Source organism: Nocardia gipuzkoensis, assembly GCF_021183645.1.
Taxonomy (GTDB): Bacteria; Actinomycetota; Actinomycetes; order Mycobacteriales; family Mycobacteriaceae; genus Nocardia; species Nocardia abscessus.
Genome location: NZ_CP089225.1, coordinates 4,807,489 through 4,827,207 on the forward strand (window position 1 = coordinate 4,807,489; position 19,719 = coordinate 4,827,207).

General features: G+C 68.8%; 23 protein-coding genes. 13 read left to right on the plus strand and 10 right to left on the minus strand.

Annotation, left to right across the window (positions count from 1 at the left end):
• The first annotated feature begins 82 nt into the window (after nucleotides 1-82).
• From LTT66_RS21790 to LTT66_RS21810, 5 genes are all read left to right on the plus strand, one after another.
• Nucleotides 83-1,027: a metal ABC transporter substrate-binding protein gene (locus LTT66_RS21790; RefSeq protein ID WP_195064722.1), complete on the plus strand. Its 945-nt coding sequence runs from the start codon at nucleotides 83-85 to the stop codon at nucleotides 1,025-1,027.
• Entirely contained in the window at nucleotides 1,024-1,758 is a 735-nt protein-coding gene (locus LTT66_RS21795; RefSeq protein WP_233060346.1) for a metal ABC transporter ATP-binding protein, read from the plus strand. Before LTT66_RS21790 ends, LTT66_RS21795 begins: the two co-directional genes overlap by 4 nt.
• Before the next feature lie 26 nt (nucleotides 1,759-1,784).
• Nucleotides 1,785-2,669 carry a metal ABC transporter permease gene (locus LTT66_RS21800; protein WP_233060347.1) on the plus strand — a complete coding sequence of 295 codons (885 nt, stop codon included), beginning with the start codon at nucleotides 1,785-1,787 and terminating at the stop codon, nucleotides 2,667-2,669.
• Between the two features lie 260 nt (nucleotides 2,670-2,929).
• The gene (locus tag LTT66_RS21805; protein ID WP_233060348.1) at nucleotides 2,930-3,490 is read left to right on the plus strand and encodes an RNA polymerase sigma factor; all 561 of its coding nucleotides are present in this window, start codon (nucleotides 2,930-2,932) and stop codon (nucleotides 3,488-3,490) included.
• Nucleotides 3,487-3,798 carry a hypothetical protein gene (locus LTT66_RS21810; RefSeq protein WP_233060349.1) on the plus strand — a complete coding sequence of 104 codons (312 nt, stop codon included), beginning with the start codon at nucleotides 3,487-3,489 and terminating at the stop codon, nucleotides 3,796-3,798. Before LTT66_RS21805 ends, LTT66_RS21810 begins: the two co-directional genes overlap by 4 nt.
• A gap of 71 nt (nucleotides 3,799-3,869) precedes the next feature.
• On the opposite strand, the gene LTT66_RS21815 is transcribed toward LTT66_RS21810, so the two are convergent.
• Entirely contained in the window at nucleotides 3,870-4,520 is a 651-nt protein-coding gene (locus tag LTT66_RS21815; RefSeq protein WP_233060350.1) for a TetR/AcrR family transcriptional regulator, read from the minus strand.
• A gap of 272 nt (nucleotides 4,521-4,792) precedes the next feature.
• Here LTT66_RS21815 and LTT66_RS21820 point away from each other — a divergent pair, with 272 nt between their 5' ends.
• Nucleotides 4,793-5,860 (plus strand): ADP-ribosylglycohydrolase family protein, encoded by a 1,068-nt coding sequence (locus LTT66_RS21820; protein WP_233060351.1) that lies wholly within the window; start codon nucleotides 4,793-4,795, stop codon nucleotides 5,858-5,860.
• 4 nt (nucleotides 5,861-5,864) lie between these two features.
• Here LTT66_RS21820 and LTT66_RS21825 read toward each other — a convergent pair whose 3' ends face one another.
• Nucleotides 5,865-6,836 carry a LysR family transcriptional regulator gene (locus LTT66_RS21825; RefSeq protein WP_233060352.1) on the minus strand — a complete coding sequence of 324 codons (972 nt, stop codon included), beginning with the start codon at nucleotides 6,834-6,836 and terminating at the stop codon, nucleotides 5,865-5,867.
• Nucleotides 6,837-6,990: 154 nt separating this feature from the next.
• Here LTT66_RS21825 and LTT66_RS21830 point away from each other — a divergent pair, with 154 nt between their 5' ends.
• Nucleotides 6,991-8,454: an MFS transporter gene (locus LTT66_RS21830; protein ID WP_233060353.1), complete on the plus strand. Its 1,464-nt coding sequence runs from the start codon at nucleotides 6,991-6,993 to the stop codon at nucleotides 8,452-8,454.
• A 29-nt stretch (nucleotides 8,455-8,483) separates the two neighbouring features.
• On the opposite strand, the gene LTT66_RS21835 is transcribed toward LTT66_RS21830, so the two are convergent.
• Nucleotides 8,484-9,104, minus strand: a complete 621-nt coding sequence (locus tag LTT66_RS21835) for a TetR/AcrR family transcriptional regulator (protein WP_233060355.1) — start codon at nucleotides 9,102-9,104, stop codon at nucleotides 8,484-8,486.
• A gap of 78 nt (nucleotides 9,105-9,182) precedes the next feature.
• Here LTT66_RS21835 and LTT66_RS21840 point away from each other — a divergent pair, with 78 nt between their 5' ends.
• A complete protein-coding gene (locus LTT66_RS21840; RefSeq protein ID WP_233060356.1) occupies nucleotides 9,183-10,607 on the plus strand; it encodes an MFS transporter in 1,425 nt (474 codons plus the stop codon).
• A gap of 41 nt (nucleotides 10,608-10,648) precedes the next feature.
• Here the strand turns inward: LTT66_RS21840 and LTT66_RS21845 are convergent, their stop codons facing one another.
• The 6 genes from LTT66_RS21845 to LTT66_RS21870 all read right to left on the minus strand — a co-directional run bounded on the left by LTT66_RS21845 (nucleotide 10,649) and on the right by LTT66_RS21870 (nucleotide 14,640).
• Nucleotides 10,649-11,602, minus strand: coding sequence for an alpha/beta hydrolase (locus tag LTT66_RS21845; protein WP_233060358.1), 954 nt, complete (start codon nucleotides 11,600-11,602; stop codon nucleotides 10,649-10,651).
• 98 nt (nucleotides 11,603-11,700) lie between these two features.
• The gene (locus tag LTT66_RS21850) at nucleotides 11,701-12,093 is read right to left on the minus strand and encodes a DUF6463 family protein (protein ID WP_233060359.1); all 393 of its coding nucleotides are present in this window, start codon (nucleotides 12,091-12,093) and stop codon (nucleotides 11,701-11,703) included.
• Nucleotides 12,093-12,638, minus strand: a complete 546-nt coding sequence (locus LTT66_RS21855) for a TetR/AcrR family transcriptional regulator (protein ID WP_233060361.1) — start codon at nucleotides 12,636-12,638, stop codon at nucleotides 12,093-12,095. Before LTT66_RS21855 ends, LTT66_RS21850 begins: the two co-directional genes overlap by 1 nt.
• A gap of 57 nt (nucleotides 12,639-12,695) precedes the next feature.
• The gene (locus LTT66_RS21860; protein WP_233060362.1) at nucleotides 12,696-13,238 is read right to left on the minus strand and encodes a DoxX family protein; all 543 of its coding nucleotides are present in this window, start codon (nucleotides 13,236-13,238) and stop codon (nucleotides 12,696-12,698) included.
• Nucleotides 13,235-13,681 (minus strand): ABA4-like family protein, encoded by a 447-nt coding sequence (locus LTT66_RS21865; protein ID WP_233060363.1) that lies wholly within the window; start codon nucleotides 13,679-13,681, stop codon nucleotides 13,235-13,237. Before LTT66_RS21865 ends, LTT66_RS21860 begins: the two co-directional genes overlap by 4 nt.
• Entirely contained in the window at nucleotides 13,678-14,640 is a 963-nt protein-coding gene (locus LTT66_RS21870) for a hypothetical protein (RefSeq protein ID WP_233060365.1), read from the minus strand. The genes LTT66_RS21865 and LTT66_RS21870 overlap by 4 nt, the downstream gene beginning before the upstream one ends.
• A 108-nt stretch (nucleotides 14,641-14,748) precedes the next feature.
• Here LTT66_RS21870 and LTT66_RS21875 point away from each other — a divergent pair, with 108 nt between their 5' ends.
• Nucleotides 14,749-15,408 (plus strand): MerR family transcriptional regulator, encoded by a 660-nt coding sequence (locus tag LTT66_RS21875; RefSeq protein ID WP_233060367.1) that lies wholly within the window; start codon nucleotides 14,749-14,751, stop codon nucleotides 15,406-15,408.
• Between the two features lie 60 nt (nucleotides 15,409-15,468).
• Nucleotides 15,469-16,035, plus strand: a complete 567-nt coding sequence (locus LTT66_RS21880; RefSeq protein ID WP_233060368.1) for a type 1 glutamine amidotransferase domain-containing protein — start codon at nucleotides 15,469-15,471, stop codon at nucleotides 16,033-16,035.
• Between the two features lie 23 nt (nucleotides 16,036-16,058).
• On the opposite strand, the gene LTT66_RS21885 is transcribed toward LTT66_RS21880, so the two are convergent.
• On the minus strand, nucleotides 16,059-16,730 hold the full coding sequence (locus LTT66_RS21885; protein ID WP_233060369.1) for a TetR/AcrR family transcriptional regulator: 672 nt from the start codon (nucleotides 16,728-16,730) through the stop codon (nucleotides 16,059-16,061).
• Between the two features lie 112 nt (nucleotides 16,731-16,842).
• On the opposite strand from LTT66_RS21885, the gene LTT66_RS21890 reads away from it, so the two are divergent.
• The 3 genes from LTT66_RS21890 (at nucleotide 16,843) to LTT66_RS21900 (ending at nucleotide 19,620) form a co-directional block, all read left to right on the plus strand.
• Nucleotides 16,843-17,988 (plus strand): acyl-CoA dehydrogenase family protein, encoded by a 1,146-nt coding sequence (locus LTT66_RS21890; RefSeq protein ID WP_233060371.1) that lies wholly within the window; start codon nucleotides 16,843-16,845, stop codon nucleotides 17,986-17,988.
• Nucleotides 17,989-18,133: 145 nt separating this feature from the next.
• Nucleotides 18,134-18,598: a PaaI family thioesterase gene (locus LTT66_RS21895; protein WP_233060372.1), complete on the plus strand. Its 465-nt coding sequence runs from the start codon at nucleotides 18,134-18,136 to the stop codon at nucleotides 18,596-18,598.
• 692 nt (nucleotides 18,599-19,290) lie between these two features.
• Nucleotides 19,291-19,620 (plus strand): transglycosylase family protein, encoded by a 330-nt coding sequence (locus LTT66_RS21900; RefSeq protein ID WP_181718867.1) that lies wholly within the window; start codon nucleotides 19,291-19,293, stop codon nucleotides 19,618-19,620.
• Nucleotides 19,621-19,719 lie beyond the last annotated feature (99 nt).

The following is a 19,719-nucleotide window of genomic DNA, read 5'->3' on the forward strand; positions in this document are numbered from 1 at the left end:
TCTGTGGCTGGAAGTCGCAAGTGGCGGCTATTTCCCTGACTCGAACTTGAAAGTTCGGGTAGGCGAACATTAACCTCGGTATATGAAGGTTCGGCTCCACCGTTCGCTCGCGCTGTCGCCACGCCGATGGGCGGCGGCAATCGTCGTGGGCGCATTGGCCTGCACGCTCACCGCCTGCGCCGGCAGCGGGGCAGGACCCAACGAGCGGCCGGTGGTGCTCACCACGTTCACCGTGCTCGCGGACATCGCGAGGAATGTGGCCGGTGAGCATCTGGCCGTGGAGTCGATCACCAAGGCCGGTGCGGAGATCCACGGCTACGAGCCCACGCCCGGTGACATCAAGAAAGCGTCCAAGGCCGATCTGATCGTGGACAATGGCTTGAATCTGGAGGCGTGGTTCGCCCAGTTCGTCTCCGACGTGCGGGTGCCGCACGTCGTGGTCAGCGAGGGCGTCGCGCCGATGCCGATCGGCGAGGACGCCTACCAGGGCAAACCGAACCCGCACGCGTGGATGTCGCCGCAGAACGCGCAGATCTACGTCGACAACATGGTCCGCGCGTTCAGCGATCTCGCACCCGGCCACGCGGCCGACTTCCGTGCCAACGGGGAGCGATACAAGACCGAACTGCGCCAGGTGCAGGACGAACTGACCCGCACCTTGAACGCGCTGCCGCCGAACGAACGCGCCTTGGTGACCTGCGAGGGCGCCTTCTCCTACCTGGCCCGCGACGCCGGTCTCACCGAGAAGTACATCTGGGCGGTCAATGCCGAGCAGCAGGCCACGCCCCAGCAGATCGCCTCGGCCATCGACTTCGTCCGCCAGCAGCGGGTGCCCGCGGTGTTCTGCGAGTCCACGGTGTCGGACGCGCCGATGCGCCGGGTGGTCGAGGCCACCGGCGCGGCGTTCGGGGGCGTGCTGTACGTCGATTCGCTGTCGGAAGCCGACGGACCGGTACCGACCTACCTGGCCCTGCTCCGGCACGACGCGCAGACCATCGGCACCGCGCTGACGGGTCGCAGGCCGTGAACGCGCCCGCGATCGAGGTGCGCGGGGTCACCGTCCGCTACGGCGAGGCGCTCGCGCTCGAGGATGTCGATCTGACCGTGCACTCCGGACGGGTCTGCGGTCTCATCGGGATGAACGGTTCCGGCAAGTCGACGCTGTTCAAGACGATCATGGGTCTCGCCGCGCCCGACCGGGGCACGGTCCGGATCAACGGCGGCGCCCCCGTGGCGGCGCGCAAGGCGGGCATCCTCGGCTATGTCCCGCAGAGCGAGGACGTCGATTGGAGCTTCCCGCTCTCGGTGCGCGACGTGGTGATGACCGGCCGATACGGCCGGCTCGGCTTCACCCGTCGCGCCCGCAAGGCCGATCGCGACGCCGTCGCGCACGCCTTGGAACGCGTGGACCTGACCGACCTGGCCGACCGGCAGATCGGCCAGCTGTCCGGCGGCCAGAAGAAACGCGCTTTCCTCGCGCGCGGGCTGGCCCAGGGCGCCACCGTCCTGCTGCTCGACGAGCCGTTCGCGGGTGTCGACAAACGGTCGGAGGCAACGATCACGGCGCTGCTGCGTGAACTCGCCGCCGACGGCGCCACGATCCTGGTGTCGACGCACGATTTGCAGGCCTTGCCCGGCCTGGCCGACGAGGCGGTGTTGCTGATGCGCACGGTGCTGGCGCACGGCGAACCCGACGCCGTTCTGCGGCCGGAGAACCTGGCCAGGGCGTTCGGCCTGGATGTGATGAACCGGGTGTGAGCCCCGGCCGAGTGTGAGGCAGGCGTATGAGCTTGACCGAAATCTTCGTCGACCCCCTGCGTTACGAGTTCATGGTGCGCGCGCTGGCCACCACCGTGACCGCGGCGCTGGTGTGCGCGGTGCTGTCCTGCTGGCTGGTGCTGATCGGGTGGTCGCTGATGGGGGACGCCGTCTCACACGCCGTGCTGCCCGGTGTGGTGCTGGCCTACATCGTCGGGCTGCCGTTCGCGGTGGGCGCGATCGTGTTCGGGTTCCTGGCGGTGGCGCTGATCGGCCTGGTCCGCGACACCAGCCGGATCAAGGAGGACGCCGCCATCGGCATCGTCTTCACGACATTGTTCGCATTCGGCCTGGTGCTCGTCTCCGTGACGCCCAGCCAGACCGACCTCAACCACATCGTGTTCGGCAACCTGCTCGGTGTCAGCCGTTCCGAACTGGTCCAGGTCGTGATCCTGGCCGCGTTCACCCTCATCGCGCTCGTTCTCAAACGTCGCGACTTCACCCTCTACGCCTTCGACCCCACCCACGCGCACGCGATCGGGCTCAGTCCCCGGCTGCTCGGCACGGCGCTGCTGGGCCTGCTGGCGCTCACCGCCGTGGTCGCTCTGCAAGCGGTCGGCGTCGTCCTCGTGGTGGCCATGCTGATCATCCCGGGTGCGACGGCCTACCTGCTCACCGACCGGTTCGGCCGGATGCTGATCATCGCCCCCGCGGTCTCGGTGACCTGCGGGGTGACGGGCCTGTACCTGAGCTACCACCTCGACACGGCTCCCGGTGGCATGGTCGTCGTCGTCCAAGGGCTGGTCTTCACGGCGGTGTACCTGTTCGCGCCCGGTCAAGGTGTGATCGGTCGGCGGATCGCGGCGGGGCGTCGGTCGAAGCGGGCGGGCGCGGTCGGCGTTCAAGGGTGAGGCGAGTCCGGCCGCAGCGCTGCGCGGACTCGCGTCGGCGGCGGACCCGACAGCCCGCTACTCGCCGAACTCAGCACGGCGCGGGCTGTGCCGCTATCCGGTGTGAATCCTTCGGCGATATCCGGCCCTCTCATAGTTACGCCGACAACCGGGTCGGCGCAGCTTCGAGGAGGTCGTCGTGATCGTTGCCGCCATCGCCATCACCGCCGTGCTGGTCGGCTGGTGTAGCTTGACCCTGTTTCGCCGCTGGAGCCGCTCCCGTGACTGACCGGACCTGGCCCGACGAGCAGTTGGTCACCGCCGCTCGCGAAGGCGACGCCGCGGCGATCGCCGCGCTGGTATCGGGCTCCTACCCGCATGTCCGCCGGTTCGCCCACACACTGTGCGCCTCCGCCGAAGACGCGGAGGACGCCGCGCAGGAAGCGCTGATCGTGCTCTATCGCAAGATCGGGACGTTACGGGCCTCCGGCGCGCTGGCCTCGTGGATGTTCCGCATCGTCCGCAACGAGTGCCTGCGGCAGTGGCGGACGATGACCCGGCGACCCGAACCGATCCCGGAGTCCGCCGTCGCGTCGGCCGAGGACGAGGCCGTGCAGCGGCTCGAAGCGGGCCGGGTGGCGGCGGTGATCGCCGCGTTGCCCGCCGACCAGCGACGGGTGCTGATCATGCGCGATGTGCAGGGCTACAGCGGCCGGGTGGTCGCGGGCACGCTCGGCCTCAGCGTCGCGGCGATGAAGTCTCGGCTGCACCGCGCCCGGGCGACCGTCCAGCTCCAGCTGCGGAACACGCCGCACCCAACTCCGGAAAGGAGCGCACAGTGACCGACGATCGGAGCTTCGCCAGCACCTCGGTGCCCCGGCACCTGGTCCGCGGCGTCGTGGGATTCGGCGCGCTGATCGGCGCGATCGCGTTCCTGCCGGTGTTCGGGGCGTTCAGCTTGCTGCTCGCCCCGATCGGTCTGCTCGCACTGCGCGGGTGCCCGACCTGCTGGGCGATCGGACTGATGCAGACCGTCTCGCGGGGCCGGTTGCAGCGTTCGTGTGACGACGGGCAATGTCGACTGACCAATGCCGGGGACGTTCGGTCCGGACACGGCGACGGACGATCGGGGGTCCGGTTCGGCCGGTAGCCCGGCGGGACCAGCCGCCGGCCGCGCATCGGCGGCCGGCCCGGCCGGCTATTTCAGGGGCGACTATCGAGTCACACGCCGCCGACCAGTAGCCGGTACCGGCTCTCCAGCCCGTCGAGCAGCGATTCCAGGCCGACTTCGAAGGCATCCCGATCGATCCGTTGCTGCCGCTCGGCCAGCAGGTGCGCCTCGTTCAGGTGTGGATACGCGTCGGCGTACACCGCGACATCGGAGGGGAAGCCCGCGGCGAACGATCCCAGCGACGCTCCGGTGAGAAAATATCGCATGGTCGTGCCGACCGTGGTGGCCGCGCGGCGCGGCCAGCCCGCCGCGACGAGGCCGCCGAAGACCGCGTCGGCCATCCGCAGTGCGTTGGGTCGATGACGGGGGCCGCCGGCCAGGGCGGGAACGATGTGCGGGTGCGCGGCCATCGCGGTCCGATAGGAGCGTGCCCAATCACCCAGGGAGCGGCGCCAGTCCGGATTCTCGGCCGAGAGTCCGGCGAACATCGAGATGTCCACCTCGCCGAGCACGGCGTCGACCACGGCATCGATGAGGTCATCCTTGGTGCGCACGTGGTTGTACAGCGACGGTCCCTGCACGCCCAGTTCGGTGGCCAGTCGACGCGTGGAGACGGCGGCGAGGCCCTCCGCGTCGACGAGGGCGAGCGCGGTCTCGATGATGCGGTCGCGGGTCAGTAGCGGCCGCCGCGGTCGGGCCATGGCGTCTCCTTTTCGGTCCCCCGCATTCTCGCAGGCGCCCGAGGAGAAACTTGCGCCGCTAGTCCGTCGGCCTCCGGTCCTCGAACCGCCATCTCGTGCTGGGGCCGACCGCCGCTCCGCGGTGCCGGTCACCGACCGGGCAGCTCGGCCGTCGAGCCGGTGCTCTGATGGTCGGCTGGTCGCCGCACCGGGCCGTGCTCCATTCGCGATGTCGTGGTGCGCCTGTCGAGCATGTGCCGGATGGTCGATGATGTTGTCTCGTGGTGGATTACATGACGGTCTTCGACCGAGTCCGCGGGTCACTACTGGGTGGGGCGGTCGGCGACGCACTCGGGTGGCCTATCGAATTCCTGCGGCTGGACCAGATTCGCGGGCGATATGGCGCCGACGGGGTGACGGGCTTCCTGCCTTCGCGTGACAAGGACGCGCCGCAGCAGATCACCGATGACACCCAGATGACGCTGTTCACCGCCGAAGCGCTGCTACGTTCGGCGCCGGGTGCCGACCCGGTGCGGGCAGTGCACCGAGCGTATCTGCGCTGGCTGCACACTCAGCTTCAGGAAAAGCCTGCGGCCGAGGTCGACGGCTGGCTGGCGAGCCTGCCATTTCTGTATGCGGTGCGTGCACCGGGAAACGCATGCATGTCCGGACTGAAACGGCAGGCGCGGGAATACCTCCCGCCGCGCCCACTCGGGGCAGCCGGTCGGGTGAATCCCGAGTCGAAGGGATGCGGCACGGTCATGCGGTCCGCACCGTTCGGACTGATCGGCGCGGGGCCCGAGCGCGCGTTCGCCATGTCCGCGCGGGCAGCGCAATTGACCCACGGACATCCCACCGGATACCTCGCCGCCGGCGCGTTCGCGGCGCTGGTCGATCGGGTGATCGGCGGAACCGAACTCTCGATCGCCGTGCGGGAGACGATCGCTCAACTCACCGATTATCCCGCGAGCGCGGAAACCGTGGCGGCACTGACCCGCGCCGTCGAGCTGTCCGAGCAGGCGGTCTCCGCCGAACAGGTCGAGTCGGTCGGCGAAGGGTGGATCGCCGAGGAATGCCTGGCGATCGCGGTGTACTGCGCCCTGCACGCGGCCCGGACCGGCGACGTGCGCGCGGCGCTGCTGCTGTCGGTGAACCATTCCGGCGACTCCGATTCCACGGGTGCGGTGGCAGGCAATCTGATCGGCGCCGTCCACGGGGTCTCCGGATTGCCGCCGGAGTGGGCGGCCGCGGTCGAGGGGCGCGACGTGCTGGTTCAGGTCGCCGACGATCTGGTCATGAATTTCGGGCTCGGCGACCGTTCCGGGCTCGCCGCCCGCTATCCCGTCGATGAGGGTTTGTGAGAGGTCACTCCGGCGATCGAGGTGCGGGCGTGTCATCGGCGTCGCTGCCGACCGCGGACTCCTCGCTAGGGTCGTCCGAATCGGTCGATCGCCGGCACACGTCGAGCAAACAGCCGCGCAGCCAGCGGTGAGCCGGGTCCGCCTGGAGCCGGACGTGCCACAGCAACGACACCGTCACCTCGGGGGCGCGGAAGGGCAAGGCGAACGAGTGCATGCCGTGCCGCAGGCTCGTGGTGTGCCGCTGCGGGACCGTCGCGACCAGGTCCGAGGCCCGTGCCAGCGCGATGGCGGCGCCGAAGCCGTCCACGACCGTCACGACGTCCCGTCGGTGGCCGGTGGGGTGCAAAGCCTCGTCGACCAGGCCCTCGTCCAGACCGCGCCGTGAGATGTTCACGTGCCGTGCGGAGGCATAGCGGGCCGTCGTGACCACACCGGTGGTCAGTGGATGCTCGCCGCGCACCACCCCGATGAACCGGTCGGTGAACAGTGGTGTGCTCGCGATGTCCGGAGGCAGCTCGCGTTCGATGACTCCGGTCTCCAGGTCGACACTGCCATCGCGCAGCGGCCCCGTGTCCTTCTTCGTCTTCTGCACGAACCGCAGTCGCACGCCGGGAGCGGCGCGGCCCACCTCGGCCACCAATTCGGGGCCGAACCGCTCCACGAACCCGTCGCTGCTGCGCACGGTGAACGCCCGCGTCAACTCGGCCAGGTCCAGCTGCACGGCCGGTCGAAGCACCACCTCGGCCTCGTGGACCAGGCCGCGCACGCGGTCGCGCAGTTCCACCGCGCGCGGTGTGGGCACCAGCCCGCGCCCGGCCCGCACGAGCAGCGGGTCACCGGTGGCCCGGCGCAGCCGCGCGAGTTGGCGGCTCATCGCCGACGGACTGAGGGCGAGCCGTTCGCTCGCCCGGGTCACGCTGCCCTCCTCGAGCAGCACATCCAGGGTGACCAGCAAGTTCAGATCGGGTCGAGCCATGCCCACACCATCGCACAGAACCTGCATGACATGGCGTTCGGTGCACAAATAACTTTCCATTTGTGCGCCTTCCGCCAGGTGAGAACCGGACCTACCGTCCACTACGACACCCCTGACGGAAGAGGTCATAGTCTTGAAACCAGCGGAATCACTCGTGCGGACATCACCCGCGTCCCGTCCATCTTCGTCCTGGAGCTTGCTCGCGCCCGCACTGTCGATGCTGCTGCCCTCGCTGAGCATCAGCATCGCCAACGTCGCGCTGCCGACCATGGCGCAGACGTTCCACGCTGCCTTCCACGACGTCCAGTGGGTCGTGATCGCCTATCTGCTCACCACGACGACACTGATCGTCGGCGCGGGCAGGCTCGGTGACATCGCCGGTCGACGCCGCCTACTGCTCGTCGGCATCGGCCTGTTCACGGTCGCGACCCTGCTCTGTGGTCTCGCCCCGAATCTCGCCTTCCTGGTCGCCGCCCGCGGCCTGCAGGGAGCGGGCGCCGCGTGCATGATGGCGCTGACCATGGCCTTCGTCGGCGACATAGTCCCGAAGGAGCGCACCGGCAGCGCCATGGGCCTGCTCGGGACGATGTCGGCGGTCGGCACCGCGCTGGGGCCCTCCCTCGGCGGAATCCTCATCACGGCCTTCGGCTGGCGTGCGATCTTCCTCGTCGTGGTGCCGCTCGGGCTGCTCACGCTCTGGCTCACGGCCCGTGTGCTGCCCCCTTCCGCGCCCGAACCGACCGCCGCGCCACCACGTTTCGATGTGCTCGGCACGTTGTTGCTGGCCGTCACCCTCGGCGCCTACGCGCTGGCCATGACGATCGAGGGGACGTCGTTCGGCCCACTCGGCATCGGGTTGCTCGGTGTTTCCGCGGCCTGCCTCGTACTGTTCGTCGTCGCGGAGCGCCGCGTCTCGTCCCCCCTGCTCACCCTCGCGATGTTCCGCGATCCTGTCCTGGGTGCGGGCCTGACCACGAGTGCGTTGGTCTCGACCGTCATGATGACCACTCTCGTCGTAGGCCCATTCCACCTCTCCCGTGCCCTGCACCTCGATCCGGCGCTCGTCGGACTGGTGATGTCGGCCGGTCCGGTCGTGTCCGCGCTCACCGGTGTGCCCGCGGGGCGCGCCGCCGATCGCTTCGGCGTCGGGACCGTGATCGTCGTCGGTCTCGGCGGCGTCATCGGCGGCACCACCGCGCTCGCGGTGCTGCCCACGTCCGCAGGGGTCATCGGATACGTTCTGCCGCTGGTGATCACGACTTGCGGCTACGCGCTGTTCCAAGCGGCCAACAACACGGCGGTCATGAAGGATGTCGCCCCGGGGCGACGAGGCCTGGTTTCCGGCATGCTGAACCTGTCGCGCAACTCAGGCTTCATCACCGGCGCGTCGGTCATGGGCGCGGTCTTCGCTTTCGCCGCGGGTTCGGGCGATGTCACCACGGCCACGCCGGAGCAGGTGGCGCGAGGGACGCACGGGACCTTCGCCGTCGCAGCGCTTCTCGTCGCCCTCGGACTGGCGATCGTCCTGGCGCTGCGGATGCGGCGATCCCCCTTCCGGCCACCTAGCGGTGGGGGTTCCCCGGCGCCCGGCACGGAAGGGGCCATCGCGTCGTCCTGACAGGAAGGCGCGCGTGCGATCCCTCCCGATCACGGCAATAGTTGACGAACAAGGGCGTCGACGGCCCAGTCCTCCCAGTCGCGGCTGCTCCAGCCCCGGTGGTGGACGAGTAGGTGGTAGGTCTCGGGCGCGAGGACGACCAAGGCGATATCGGCGGCGCGGTCGGGGTCGATCCCCTCGCGCAGTGCGGTTTTGGCGGCGAGCGCCGCGGCGAGGCGGTGCTGCACGGTGTGCCGCTGGGCGATATTGGCCTGCCACAGTTCGGCCAGCTCCGCGTCGGTAGCCGCGGCCGAGCGGACGGTCTCCAGCAGGGGAGTGACCCGGGCCAGGATCGCCCCCGCCGCCGCCACCTGGAGCCGGATCTGCTCGAGCGGAGGTGCGGCGACGGCCTCGGCGAACCACGGCCGGTCGAGCGTGGCGACGGGCTCGGTGTCGCCGGCGATCTCGACGTCGAGCAGCTCCGCCAGGATCGCGCGCTTGGTGGCGAAGGTGAAATACAAGGTTTGCACGGCCATCCCGGCTTCTTCGGCGATGGCCTTCATCGTGGTCGCGGTGTAACCGCGGGTGGTGAACAGTTCCCGCGCCGCACCCAGCATGCGAGTCCGGTTGGCCGAGGTCCGGGCCGCGCGCACTCCGGTGTTCTTCGACATGGAGCACATGCTACTTGACTAAAGCGCAACTCTAGTGAAACCTTTCGCTAGAGCATTGATCTAGTGAAAGGTAGTGTGATGAGCGGTACAGGGCGATTGCGGCTGCTGTTGATCACCGTGGTGGAGTTGGTGATCTTCCTGGACACGACGGTGTTGAACGTCGCGCTCCCGGAGATCGGCAGACACTTCCACCTGGGTGAAGCCGGGCTGGGCTGGGTGACGAATGCCTATCTGCTCGCGTTCGGCGGATTCATGCTGTTGGGCGGGCGCGCGGCGGACCTGTACGGACCGCGCCGCATGTTCGGCGTGGGGTTGGCGGTGTTCACCATCGCCTCCGCCGTGGCCGGATTCGCGGGCACGGCGTGGCTGCTGATCGCGGCGCGGGCCGTGCAGGGCATCGGTGCGGCCGTGGTGATTCCGGCGCAATTGGCGCTGCTGACCACGGCGTTCACCGATCCGGCCGCGCGCCGCCGGGCGTTCGGAGTGTGGAGCGCGATGGGCGCCGCGGGTGCGGCGATCGGCACCGCGGTGGGCGGTCCGCTGACCGACGGTTTCGGGTGGCCGTCGATCTTCCTGATCAATCTGCCCGTCGGGCTGCTCGCGCTGGCGTTGCTGCGCGCACTGCCCGCGGACTCCGCGAGCATCGCGACGGCGGGAAGACTCGATGTGCCCGGCGCGCTCACCGGAACCGGCGCGCTGCTGATCATCGGATACTCGATCGGGGCGTGGGGCGATCCGAACACCCGGACGCTCGCCACCGCCTTCCTCATCCTCGGTGCGGTCCTCTTCGCAGGCTTCCTGGTCACCGAGCTGCGCAGCCCGCACCCGCTGATGCCGTTGCGGCTGTTCGCGATTCGTCAGGTGAGCGGTTCGTCGGCTGTGAACGCGCTCGTCGGCGCGGCGCACGTGCCCGCCTTCGCCCTGCTCGCGCTCTATCTGCAGAACACTCAGGGCTACAGTCCGACGGCGTCGGGGCTGGCGGTACTGCCGGTGGCGGTGGTCAACATCGTCGTCTCCCGCACCTTCATCCCGTTCCTGCTCGCCAAGATCGGCCCCCGCGGTGTCCTGGCCGCCGGAATGGCGCTGCAGACAGCGGCATTGGCCTGGTTCGCCCGTTTGCCCGAACACACCTCCTACCTGATCGACGTGCTGCCAGGAGCGATCGTTTTCGGCATCGGGTTGCCTGCCGCGTTCGTGGGTGTCACTGTTCCGGCCGTCACGGCGGTCGACGAGGCGGATCGCGGTATCGCCGCGGGCGTCGTCAACACGGCGCAGCGGGTCGGCTCCGGCATCGGCGTCACGGCCGTGCTCCTGCTGGCGCAGACGGTGACCGAAAGGGCGGGCGGCTCCTCAGTCGACGGAATCCGAGCGGGCTTCGCCGCCGCGGCTGCTTTGGCACTGCTCGGCTGCCTTCTCACGGTCCTGGTACTACGCGTTCCGGCCGACGATCCGGATGCCGACGCCGGGCCACCCGCCGACGCCTTGGCCGAGGAGGCGAAGTGAGCTTCTTCCGGAGTGAGCACCCGACTGGCGCGGACCCTCGATTACGCGCCGAGCGCGGCGGCCAGGTGCGGCCAGGAATCGTGCAGGTCGGTCTCGAATTGCCCCCAGGTGTGCGAGCCCTCCGAGCGGTTGACGTGAATCGCCGGTAGTCCGAGCTGCTCGAGGCGATCGGCAAAGGCCGCCGTGCAGGAACTCGCGATCGCCTCGATCGGCGGGAAGGGCAGACCGCCCCGGTCGATCGGACCCGGAGTGCCGGAAGCGGCCGACAGGTAGATGGTCTTCCCGGCCAGAGCGGCCGCGTTGGCGAAAGCGTCGTGCGCCCGCCAGATCGCCTCACCCGGTGATCCCCACATATTGGCCGGGTTGCCTCCGCCCCGGATGACCTGCGCGGAGACCATCGCCGCACCCGCGGCGTCCGCGGCCCAGGGGCACCCGCTGTAGGCCGCCACCGCGCCGTACACCTCGGGCGCCTGGATCGCGAGGTCGATCGCGGAGGCGGCGCTCATCGACACCCCGGCGATCGCGTTGCGTCCGGTCGTCCCGAGTTCGGTGTCGAGCGTGGCGGGCAGCTCGCGCGTGAGATAGGTCTGCCAGCGATTGCGCCCGACCGCCGGGTCGTCGGCGAGCCAGTCGGTGTACATGCTGTAGGCACCGCCGACCGGCATCACGACGTTGACGCGTTTGTCGGCGAAGAACTCTCGCACATCGGTGTCGTCCCACCACGAGATCCCGTCGACCCCACCTCCGATCCCGGTGAGCAGATACAGCGTGGGGGCGGGACCACCGCCCGCCGCCCGGATCACCCGATTGGTGACCACCCGGTCCATGGACGGCGAGTAGACATCGATCTGCGAGACCGAGCCGCCGAGCGGAACCTCCCCGACCACACGCGCACGCGCGGGTTCGGCTCCGGCAGGAGGAACGGAAAGGGCGGACACCGCCACAGCGGTCGTCAGCGCGCTGACGAGCGCGCCCAAAAACTTAGAAGCACTCACTATTCCGTTGTACCCACCCCGCTGCGCCGTACGCCGCCCGCCGACGCGAATTCGGTTGCTGCGGGGGAATTCCGGGCGCCGCTCGACCTAGTCGAGCGCTACCGGCCCGGCTGCACCGGGCGGTATGCGGCGGCTAGTGCGACGGCGCCGATGGCGAGCATCAACCAACCCCCGGTGATCGGGAAATAGATGAGGGTCAAAGGGATTCCGATCGCGATCAGGCACCAGCCCACGTGGGCCGGGACGCGGCCGGTGGCGGTGAGCGCGTTGCGGGTGAGGGCGCCGATGGACAGCATCGCTATGCCGCACATCATGAACCACACGCTGGCGTCGCGGGCGAAGTAGCTGGGATCGGTGGTGTCGGACGCGGTCGCCAGGAATCCTCCGGCCGCGATGCCGGACCAGTCGTTGGGCTGGATGAACGCGTACACGAAATGGATTGCCGCCGTGGCGAAGATCAGGCGGGGGACCCAGGGGCCGAGCGCGGGCATCAGTTCTCCTTCCGGTTCGCCATCCGCAGCACCAAGGCGTAGATATCGGCGATGTCCCTGGCGGGCAGCGGAGGAACGACCTGTTGCGCGCCGACCTGTGCGAGGTAGAGCAAGCGCGCCAGAAGCCGGCTCTCGTCGTCGTTGTCGGCGATGTCGCGCAACAGGGACTCGAGATATTCGACCCGTCTCCGGTCCACGCGCTGCTGTATCCGATTGACCTGCGGGTCTTGCGTCGCCCAGGCGCGCATGGCGATTTCCACCGCGTTGTCCGCGTCCTGACCTGCGAGCACAAGTTCCGTCAGCCGGGCAAGCCGGTCGGCCGCGGGGATGTCGCGCTGCTCGGTTTCGGCGATGTAGCGACCGGTGTACTCGGTCTCGAAGTGGTCGAGCAGGTCCGCCCGGTAGCCGGACATGCCCCGGAAGTGGTGGTAGAACGACCCTTTCGTCAGACCGAGGTCGGCGCACAACCGCTCCACGGTGAGCGCCCGTGCCCCGTCCGCGGCCAGCACCGCGAACCCGGCGTCGAGCCAATCCCGCTTGCTCATCCGACCTCCTCGGTTTCGACCCAACATACCATACCGTATGGGATGTCCGCTTGTCGGTCAGGCCACTCGATGGCTCGGAGTGCTGCCGGCGTGACCGGCCTGGTCCCCGCCCGCTCGTCGTGGGAACCGCAGGACTCCGGCCGCCCACAGGGCGACGCCGATGTACAGCGCCTGTTCCGGGATGCGTGCCCACAGCGGTGTCGCGGGCGCGCCGTTGAACGGGACGTCGGAGACGGCCACGTAGATATTGGCGGGCAGCATCACCACGAACAGGGCGGCGAGTCCGAGCCCCGCGGGCCGGCGCGTCCTGGCGAGGAACAGGCCCACCGCGCCGAGCAGTTCCAGGACGCCGGTCAGGTAGATCATCGGTCCGGGGAACGGGACGAACGGCGGCACCATCGGGAGGAAATCCGCGTGGGTCGGCGCGGGGGACCCGGCGAACGCCTCGGGAAGGAAATGCGTTGTGCCGGTCATGATCAGCATTACGCCGAGGGCGTAGGCGCCGCAGGTGGGCCAGGCATCGAACCGGCGCGCGCCGAGCGCGCCTGCCGTGCGCAGCAGCAACAGGGTGGTCAGCAGAACGATGAGGGTTTCCATCATGCCTCCGTGGCGAGGGTCCGGTCGGGCGACGGGTTCGTGGCGAGTCGGATGAGCAGGTAGAGCAGGACGCCGATCGGCGCGAACAGGATGGTGAGCGCGAGCAGTGGGCTGATCAGCAGCGGTGAGCGGCCGCGCGCCCGGCTGTCCTGGAAGATCCAGCGCCCGAGGAACAGGTCGAAGGCCACGAAGTGGGCCCACGCCGCCGCTGCCCCGGACTCTTGGCCGAGCACTTCGCGCAGCCGGGACAGTTCCGGGTCCACGAGCGCCGCGGCGAACGAGCCGAGCTCGGGCGCGATCAGCGCGAGGTAGATGATCAGGGGCGGCAGGCAGATGAGCGGTGACGCGATGATCGCACCGGTCCGCCGCCACCGCGGCGCCAGGATCATCAGTGCCCAGAACGGCGCGGCGAACCAGAAGGTGAGGTCGAACAGCGATTCCGTCATCGGCTCGCCCCGACCGGGAATTCGTTCATGGCAATGTTTTTCGGGCGCATCGCCGCCGCTGTGGACACGGCTGCGCCGAGGGCGACAGCGGCGAAGGCCAGCACGGTCGCCGCATCGGGGTGGACCACCGACTGGCCGCGCAGCGCCTGCCAGGTCAGCACCGCGAGCAGCGCGGCGTAGGTCGCAGCGGCGATCACGACGAGTCGTCGCCTGGTGGCCGCCGACCGCAGGGCCGGAATCCGTCGCGACCCGTACTCGATGGCGAGCAGCAGCAGCGGAAGCACCTGCAACGCATGCATTCCGATGAAATGCGGAATGCGCAGATCGCCTCCGGCGGTACTCCAGCCCAGAACGGGCAGCCCGGGCCCGCCGTCGGGCAGCCCGACGGTGTGGGCGCCGCTGATCGCCCCGCCGTCGGCGCGCTGTTCGGGCGTTGCCCGCACCATCAGCATTCCGAGCGCGGCGCCCGCGAGCGACAGCACGGTGCCCGAGCGGATCGCGGCATTGCGGGCGGGGTCGGTGGCCGGGTCGACGAACAACGCGGCCGACGCGATCAAGGTGGCGACCCAGACCACCACGATCGAGGACCCCATGATCTCCCATAGCGCCGCGTTCAACGGCGTCGTGAAATTGAAGTGACTGGTCGTGCCCCGCACGATCTGGGTGGTGATGACGACCAGTTCGAGCGCCAAGCCGAGCGCCGCGACCGTGCCCGCCCACCAGGCGATTCGGCGCCAGCGAGTGAGCTGGGCGATCAGCCAGGCCCACGTGACGGCGTAGATCAGGACGGAGAGGGCGAACTTGGCGGATTTGGCCCAGATCGGCAACCCGGTCAGGGTGCGGTCGTCGACGATCATGCCGCCGATCGACCAGGCGACCAGCAGCGCCATCGCGACGGCGAGCAGCATCAGCGGGCGATGCCAGGACAGTGCGGGGAAGCGCGGGGGGAGGGCGGGCACGGTGCCGGACCTTTCGAAACTAGAAGTATCGATAGTTGTACTATCCATCCGAATTATGGATAGTCGTACTATCCACTGTCAAGATGCCGTCCGAGCCCGAGGAGTCCGATGCGGATCGCCGAACTCAGCCGCGCCAGCGGCGTCCCCGCCGCGACGATCAAGTACTACGTGCGGGAGGGATTACTGCCCTCCGGCGTGCGAACTCATCGCAACCAGGCCGAATACAGCGATGCCCACGTCAGCAGACTGCGGCTGATCCGGGCGCTGGTGGATATCGGCGGCGTGTCCATCGAAGCGGCCAAGGATCTGCTCGCCGCGCTCGACAGCGGCAGCCTGTCCGCGCGCGATTCGCTCGGTCATGTGCAGTATGCGCTGGGTGGGCGCAGGTCACCGGTGGGCGGCGAGCAGCGAGAGGCCGCCGCCGAGGACGTCGCGGCACTGCTGGACCGGCGCGGCTGGCGGATCCACGACGAAAGCCCGGCGCGTGGCACCCTCGTCGACGTCTGCGCCGCGCTGCGTCTGCTCGGCCACGAGGACGTGGTCGGCGCGATGGACGACTACGCGGCCGCCAGCGAAGCCATCGCGGCCACCGATATCGCCTTGGTCCGCACCGAGCCCGGCGTGGAACGAATGACCGAAACTGCCATCGTCGGAACGATTCTGGGCGATACCCTGCTCGCCGCGCTGCGCCGCTTGGCGCAGGAGCATCTCTCCAGCACGCTGTTGCCGCCGGAGGAGGCCGCGGATCGCCGCTCCGGCGAGGTTTAGACCGGCCCGCGCGCGGCATGTCGGAAACAGGACCAACCCGAGGCGAAAGGAGAGTCGCTCATGACCGATCAGCTGGATGGGACGCGGGTCCTGATCATCACCTCGAACACCGGGGTGGAGCGCGACGAACTGCTGGTGCCGCGCGACGAACTGCGTAAGCGTGGCGCCCGGGTCACCCATGCCGCGCCGAAGCGCGAAGAGGTGCAGACCTTCCGGCACGACACGGAGAAAGACGCGGTCGTGCAACCGGATACGTCACTGCACGAGGTCTCCGTGGACGACTTCGATGTGCTCGTGGTGCCCGGCGGCACGGTGAACGCGGACAAGTTGCGGGTCACCGACCGGGCGATCGAACTGGCCCGGGAATTCGCGGGCGCGGGCAAGCCGATCGCCGCGATCTGCCACGGCCCCTGGCTGCTGGTGAATGCCGAGCTGGTGTCGGGTAAGACGCTGACCTCGTACTACTCGCTTCGGGTCGACATCGACAATGCCGGCGGCGCGTGGGTCGACGAACCGGCGGTCCGCTCCACCGAGGACGGGTGGACACTGCTCACCTCGCGCAACCCTGGTGATCTTCCCGATTTCGTGCACGCCATCACGCGGGAAGTCGTGCCCGCCGCGCGCTGAGGCGGCCGCGCGGGAGGTGCTGATCAATTGCCCGGCAATGGTTTCAGTGGGTCGATCGCGATGCCGAGATCGCGCAGCCGGTTGTCGATGATCAGCCAGCACTCGGTGGTGAGGCGATCGACGAGGGCGGCCTCGGTGGTGTCGTGGTGCGCCAGCCACCACCGCACCGAGGCGTCGACCAATCCGAGCAGTGCGACCACCACGCGATCCGCGGCCAGCGGATCGGCCCCGAATTCCGGCAGGTAGCCGGCCGCGGCCGCGGAGATCTCGGCGGCGAAGGCGCTCCCGCCGACGCGCGGCTCGTTGCGGCCGCGCCGGTAGTCGCGTCCGACCAGGAAGCGATAGAGATTGGGATGCTCGGCGGCCCAGCGGACGTGCTGGGCCAAGGGCGCTCGAATGATGTCCCGCGGGGTGCCGTGCACGGCCAATTGCGCGCGGATCCGCTCGGTCAGATCGTGGTGCGCGTGCCGTGCCACCGCCAAGTCCAGCTCTTCCTTGCTGGCGAAGTGCCGGTAGACGTGGGTTCTGGCCAATCCGGCGCGGTCGGCGATCCGGCCGGTCAGCGCGTGCGGGCCGTCCTCCTCGATCGCCGCGATCGCGGCTTGCACGATGGCTCGGCGGCGCTCGTCGCGGCCGGGCCTCGTGCTGGTGGAGCGCCGCGCGGCGGCGGTGTCCACCCAGGGTTCTCGTGCCACGGCGCTCAGCGTATCGGTCCGGGGAATCCGGTGGTACACCTTGTACCCAGTGGGAAGTTGGTACACACTGTACCCGTAACTGTCGGTATCAGACTTTCGCGAGGAAACCCCGATGACGACCTACCGGTCCGCCTGGCTCGATGACGACCTGGACGCCCTGCGCGAGCTCGCCCGCTCGTTCTTCGCGAAGGAGTTGACGCCGAACGTCGACAAGTTCATCGAGCAGCACCACGTCGACCGTGATTTCTGGACCAAGGCGGGCGCGCTCGGCCTGCTGTGCGCGTCGATCCCGGAGGAGTACGGCGGTGGCGGCGGCACCTTCGCGCACGAGGCCGTGCTCATCGAGGAACAGGCCAAGGCGTTCGACACCTCGTGGGGCGCCACCCTGCACAGCGGCATCGTCGCGCACTACCTGCTGCAGTACGGCACCGAGGAGCAGAAGCAGCGGTGGCTGCCGAAGATGGCCAGCGGTGAGGTCGTCGGCGCGATCGCCATGACCGAGCCCGGCACCGGATCGGACCTGCAGAACGTCAAGACCAAGGCGATCCGCGACGGCGACGAGTACGTGGTGAACGGCTCGAAGACCTTCATCACCAACGGCAGCCAGGCCGATCTCATCATCGTCGTCGCCAAGACCGACACCAGCGCGGGCGCCAGCGGCATCTCGCTGATCCTGGTCGAAGCCGACCGGCCCGGCTTCCGGCGCGGCCGCGTGCTGGACAAGGTCGGCCAGAAGGGGCAGGACACTTCCGAGCTGTTCTTCGAGGACGTGCGGGTCCCGGTGGCGAACCTGCTCGGCACCCAGGAGGGTCAGGGTTTCATCCAGCTGATGCAGCAGCTTCCGCAGGAGCGGCTGATCATCGCCGTGGGATCGGTGGCCGCGATGGAGGCCGCGCTCGAGGTGACGCTGCGCTACACCAAGGAGCGCCACGCCTTCGGCAAGCCGGTGTTCGCGTTCCAGAACACCAAGTTCAAGCTCGCCGAGGTGGCTACCGAGGCCAGGGTGGCCCGGGTCTTCCTGGACGACTGCATCGTGCGGCATCTGCGCGGCGAGTTGGACATCCCGACCGTCGCCATGGCCAAGTGGTGGACCACCGACCGCGCCGCGTCCGTGGCCGACGAATGCCTGCAGCTGCACGGCGGATACGGCTACATGAGCGAATATCCGATCTCGCGGATGTGGACCGACAACCGGGTGCAGAAGATCTACGGCGGCACCAACGAGATCATGAAGGAGATCATCGCCCGAAGCCTCTGAGCGCCCGCGGCCGACGGTGTTGGCAAACCGCCAACACTCTGTCGGCCCGCGAATCCGAGGGCCTACGCTTCGGTGAGGTCCACCGAGGTGGCCGTGGCAGAGACAACGAGGTGCTGGCCACCTCCGGCGTGAAGGGACGATTGCGATGAGCGACGTCGAGACTCCTCCGTTCAAGGACATCGTCAACGGAGCCTTGGAATTCACCATCCCGATCGCGCACAAGATGGGTGTTCAGGCGGTGGAGGTGCGGCGCGGTTTCGCGGCGACCTCGGCGCCCGCCGAGGGCAACGGCAACCACTTCGGCGTGATGTACGCCGGCGTGCTGTTCACCGTGGCCGAGATCCTCGGTGGCGCGATCGCGGTGGCGACCTTCGACAACTCGGCGTTCTATCCGCTGGTGAAGGACCTGCGGATCTTCTTCCGTAAGCCGGCCAAGACCGACGTGCGGGCAGAGGCGACGCTGTCGGAGGAGGAGATCGCGCGCATCACCGCGGAGGCGTCGGCGAACGGCAAATCCGACTTCACCTTGCGGGCCGTGGTAACCGACGCCGCGGGCGTGGTCGTCGCGGAAACGGAGGGGCTCTACCAGCTGCGGGCGCACGGGAAGTAGTCCTAGTCGTTACCCGCGGCAATGGCTCCGGCCGCCGCCTGCCGTCAGCGTTGGTCGTCGGTGCGTGCCTCGCTCGGCGCAGCGGGGTCGAGATGATCTCGGCCCTGCTGGTCGGCGGCTGTCGTGCCTGGTCCGCGCTGGTTTCGCCGCGCCGGTGTGCGCCCGCCGCGGTGGTCGGCGATCTCGCGGCGGCGGGCGCCGAGGTTCGCTGCGAGGTCACGGATCGGTTCCGCGCCGGGCCGTCGTCGCGCCGGGCGAAGGGCGGCCGGTCCTTCGGTACGAAAGGTAACGAGCCGGTCGCTGGGCCGCGTTCGCCGGGCCTCGGGCCGGTGGTCCGTCTACTACCGCAAGTCGTTCACCTGGGAAAATGCGACTCGTTTCACTATCAAACAGTGATCTCGAACACATAACGGACGCATTACAGCCGTACGGTATGGCTCGATTTCCGCCGATCGACCTGGGGGAACGTCTGCGAGTCTCGACCAAGGGTCAAACCTATCCGCACGTTATTCGAACGTGATCTGCCGCGATATCTCCGCTAACGTCGGTCACGGCTCGGGGCAACACCGAGATCGAGCTCGAATCGCAGAACGCCGGAAACCCTGTCCCGCGGTTCGAGTGTCCACAACCTTTCCTGGGGACAGGGGCGCGGCGAACAATTGCCGAGCCGGTGGGCGCAGGCGGGAAATCTCATGTCGCATAACCGTAAATTCACCACTCGTGTTCTCGGCTTCACCGCGGCCATCGGCGCCTTCGTCGCCGTGCCGTTCGGTCTCACCACCGCCACCGCGTCGGCCCACAACTGGGACGCTGTCGCGCAGTGCGAGAGCAGTGGCAACTGGTCCACCGAAACCGGCAACGGCTTCTCGGGCGGCCTGCAGTTCACCCAGAGCACCTGGGAGGCCAACGGCGGCACCGGTAATCCCTCCAACGCCAGCCGCGAGGAGCAGATCCGCGTCGCCGAGAACGTGCTCGCGACCCAGGGTCCGGGCGCCTGGCCCGTGTGCGGCGCCTACCTCTGATGCGTAACCGGCGCCTACCGCATTTGTGCGGTAGGCGCCGGGCTATTTTACAGCTCCAATTCCGAACATCTGATGTCGGTGCTCAGGGCGATGAATTAG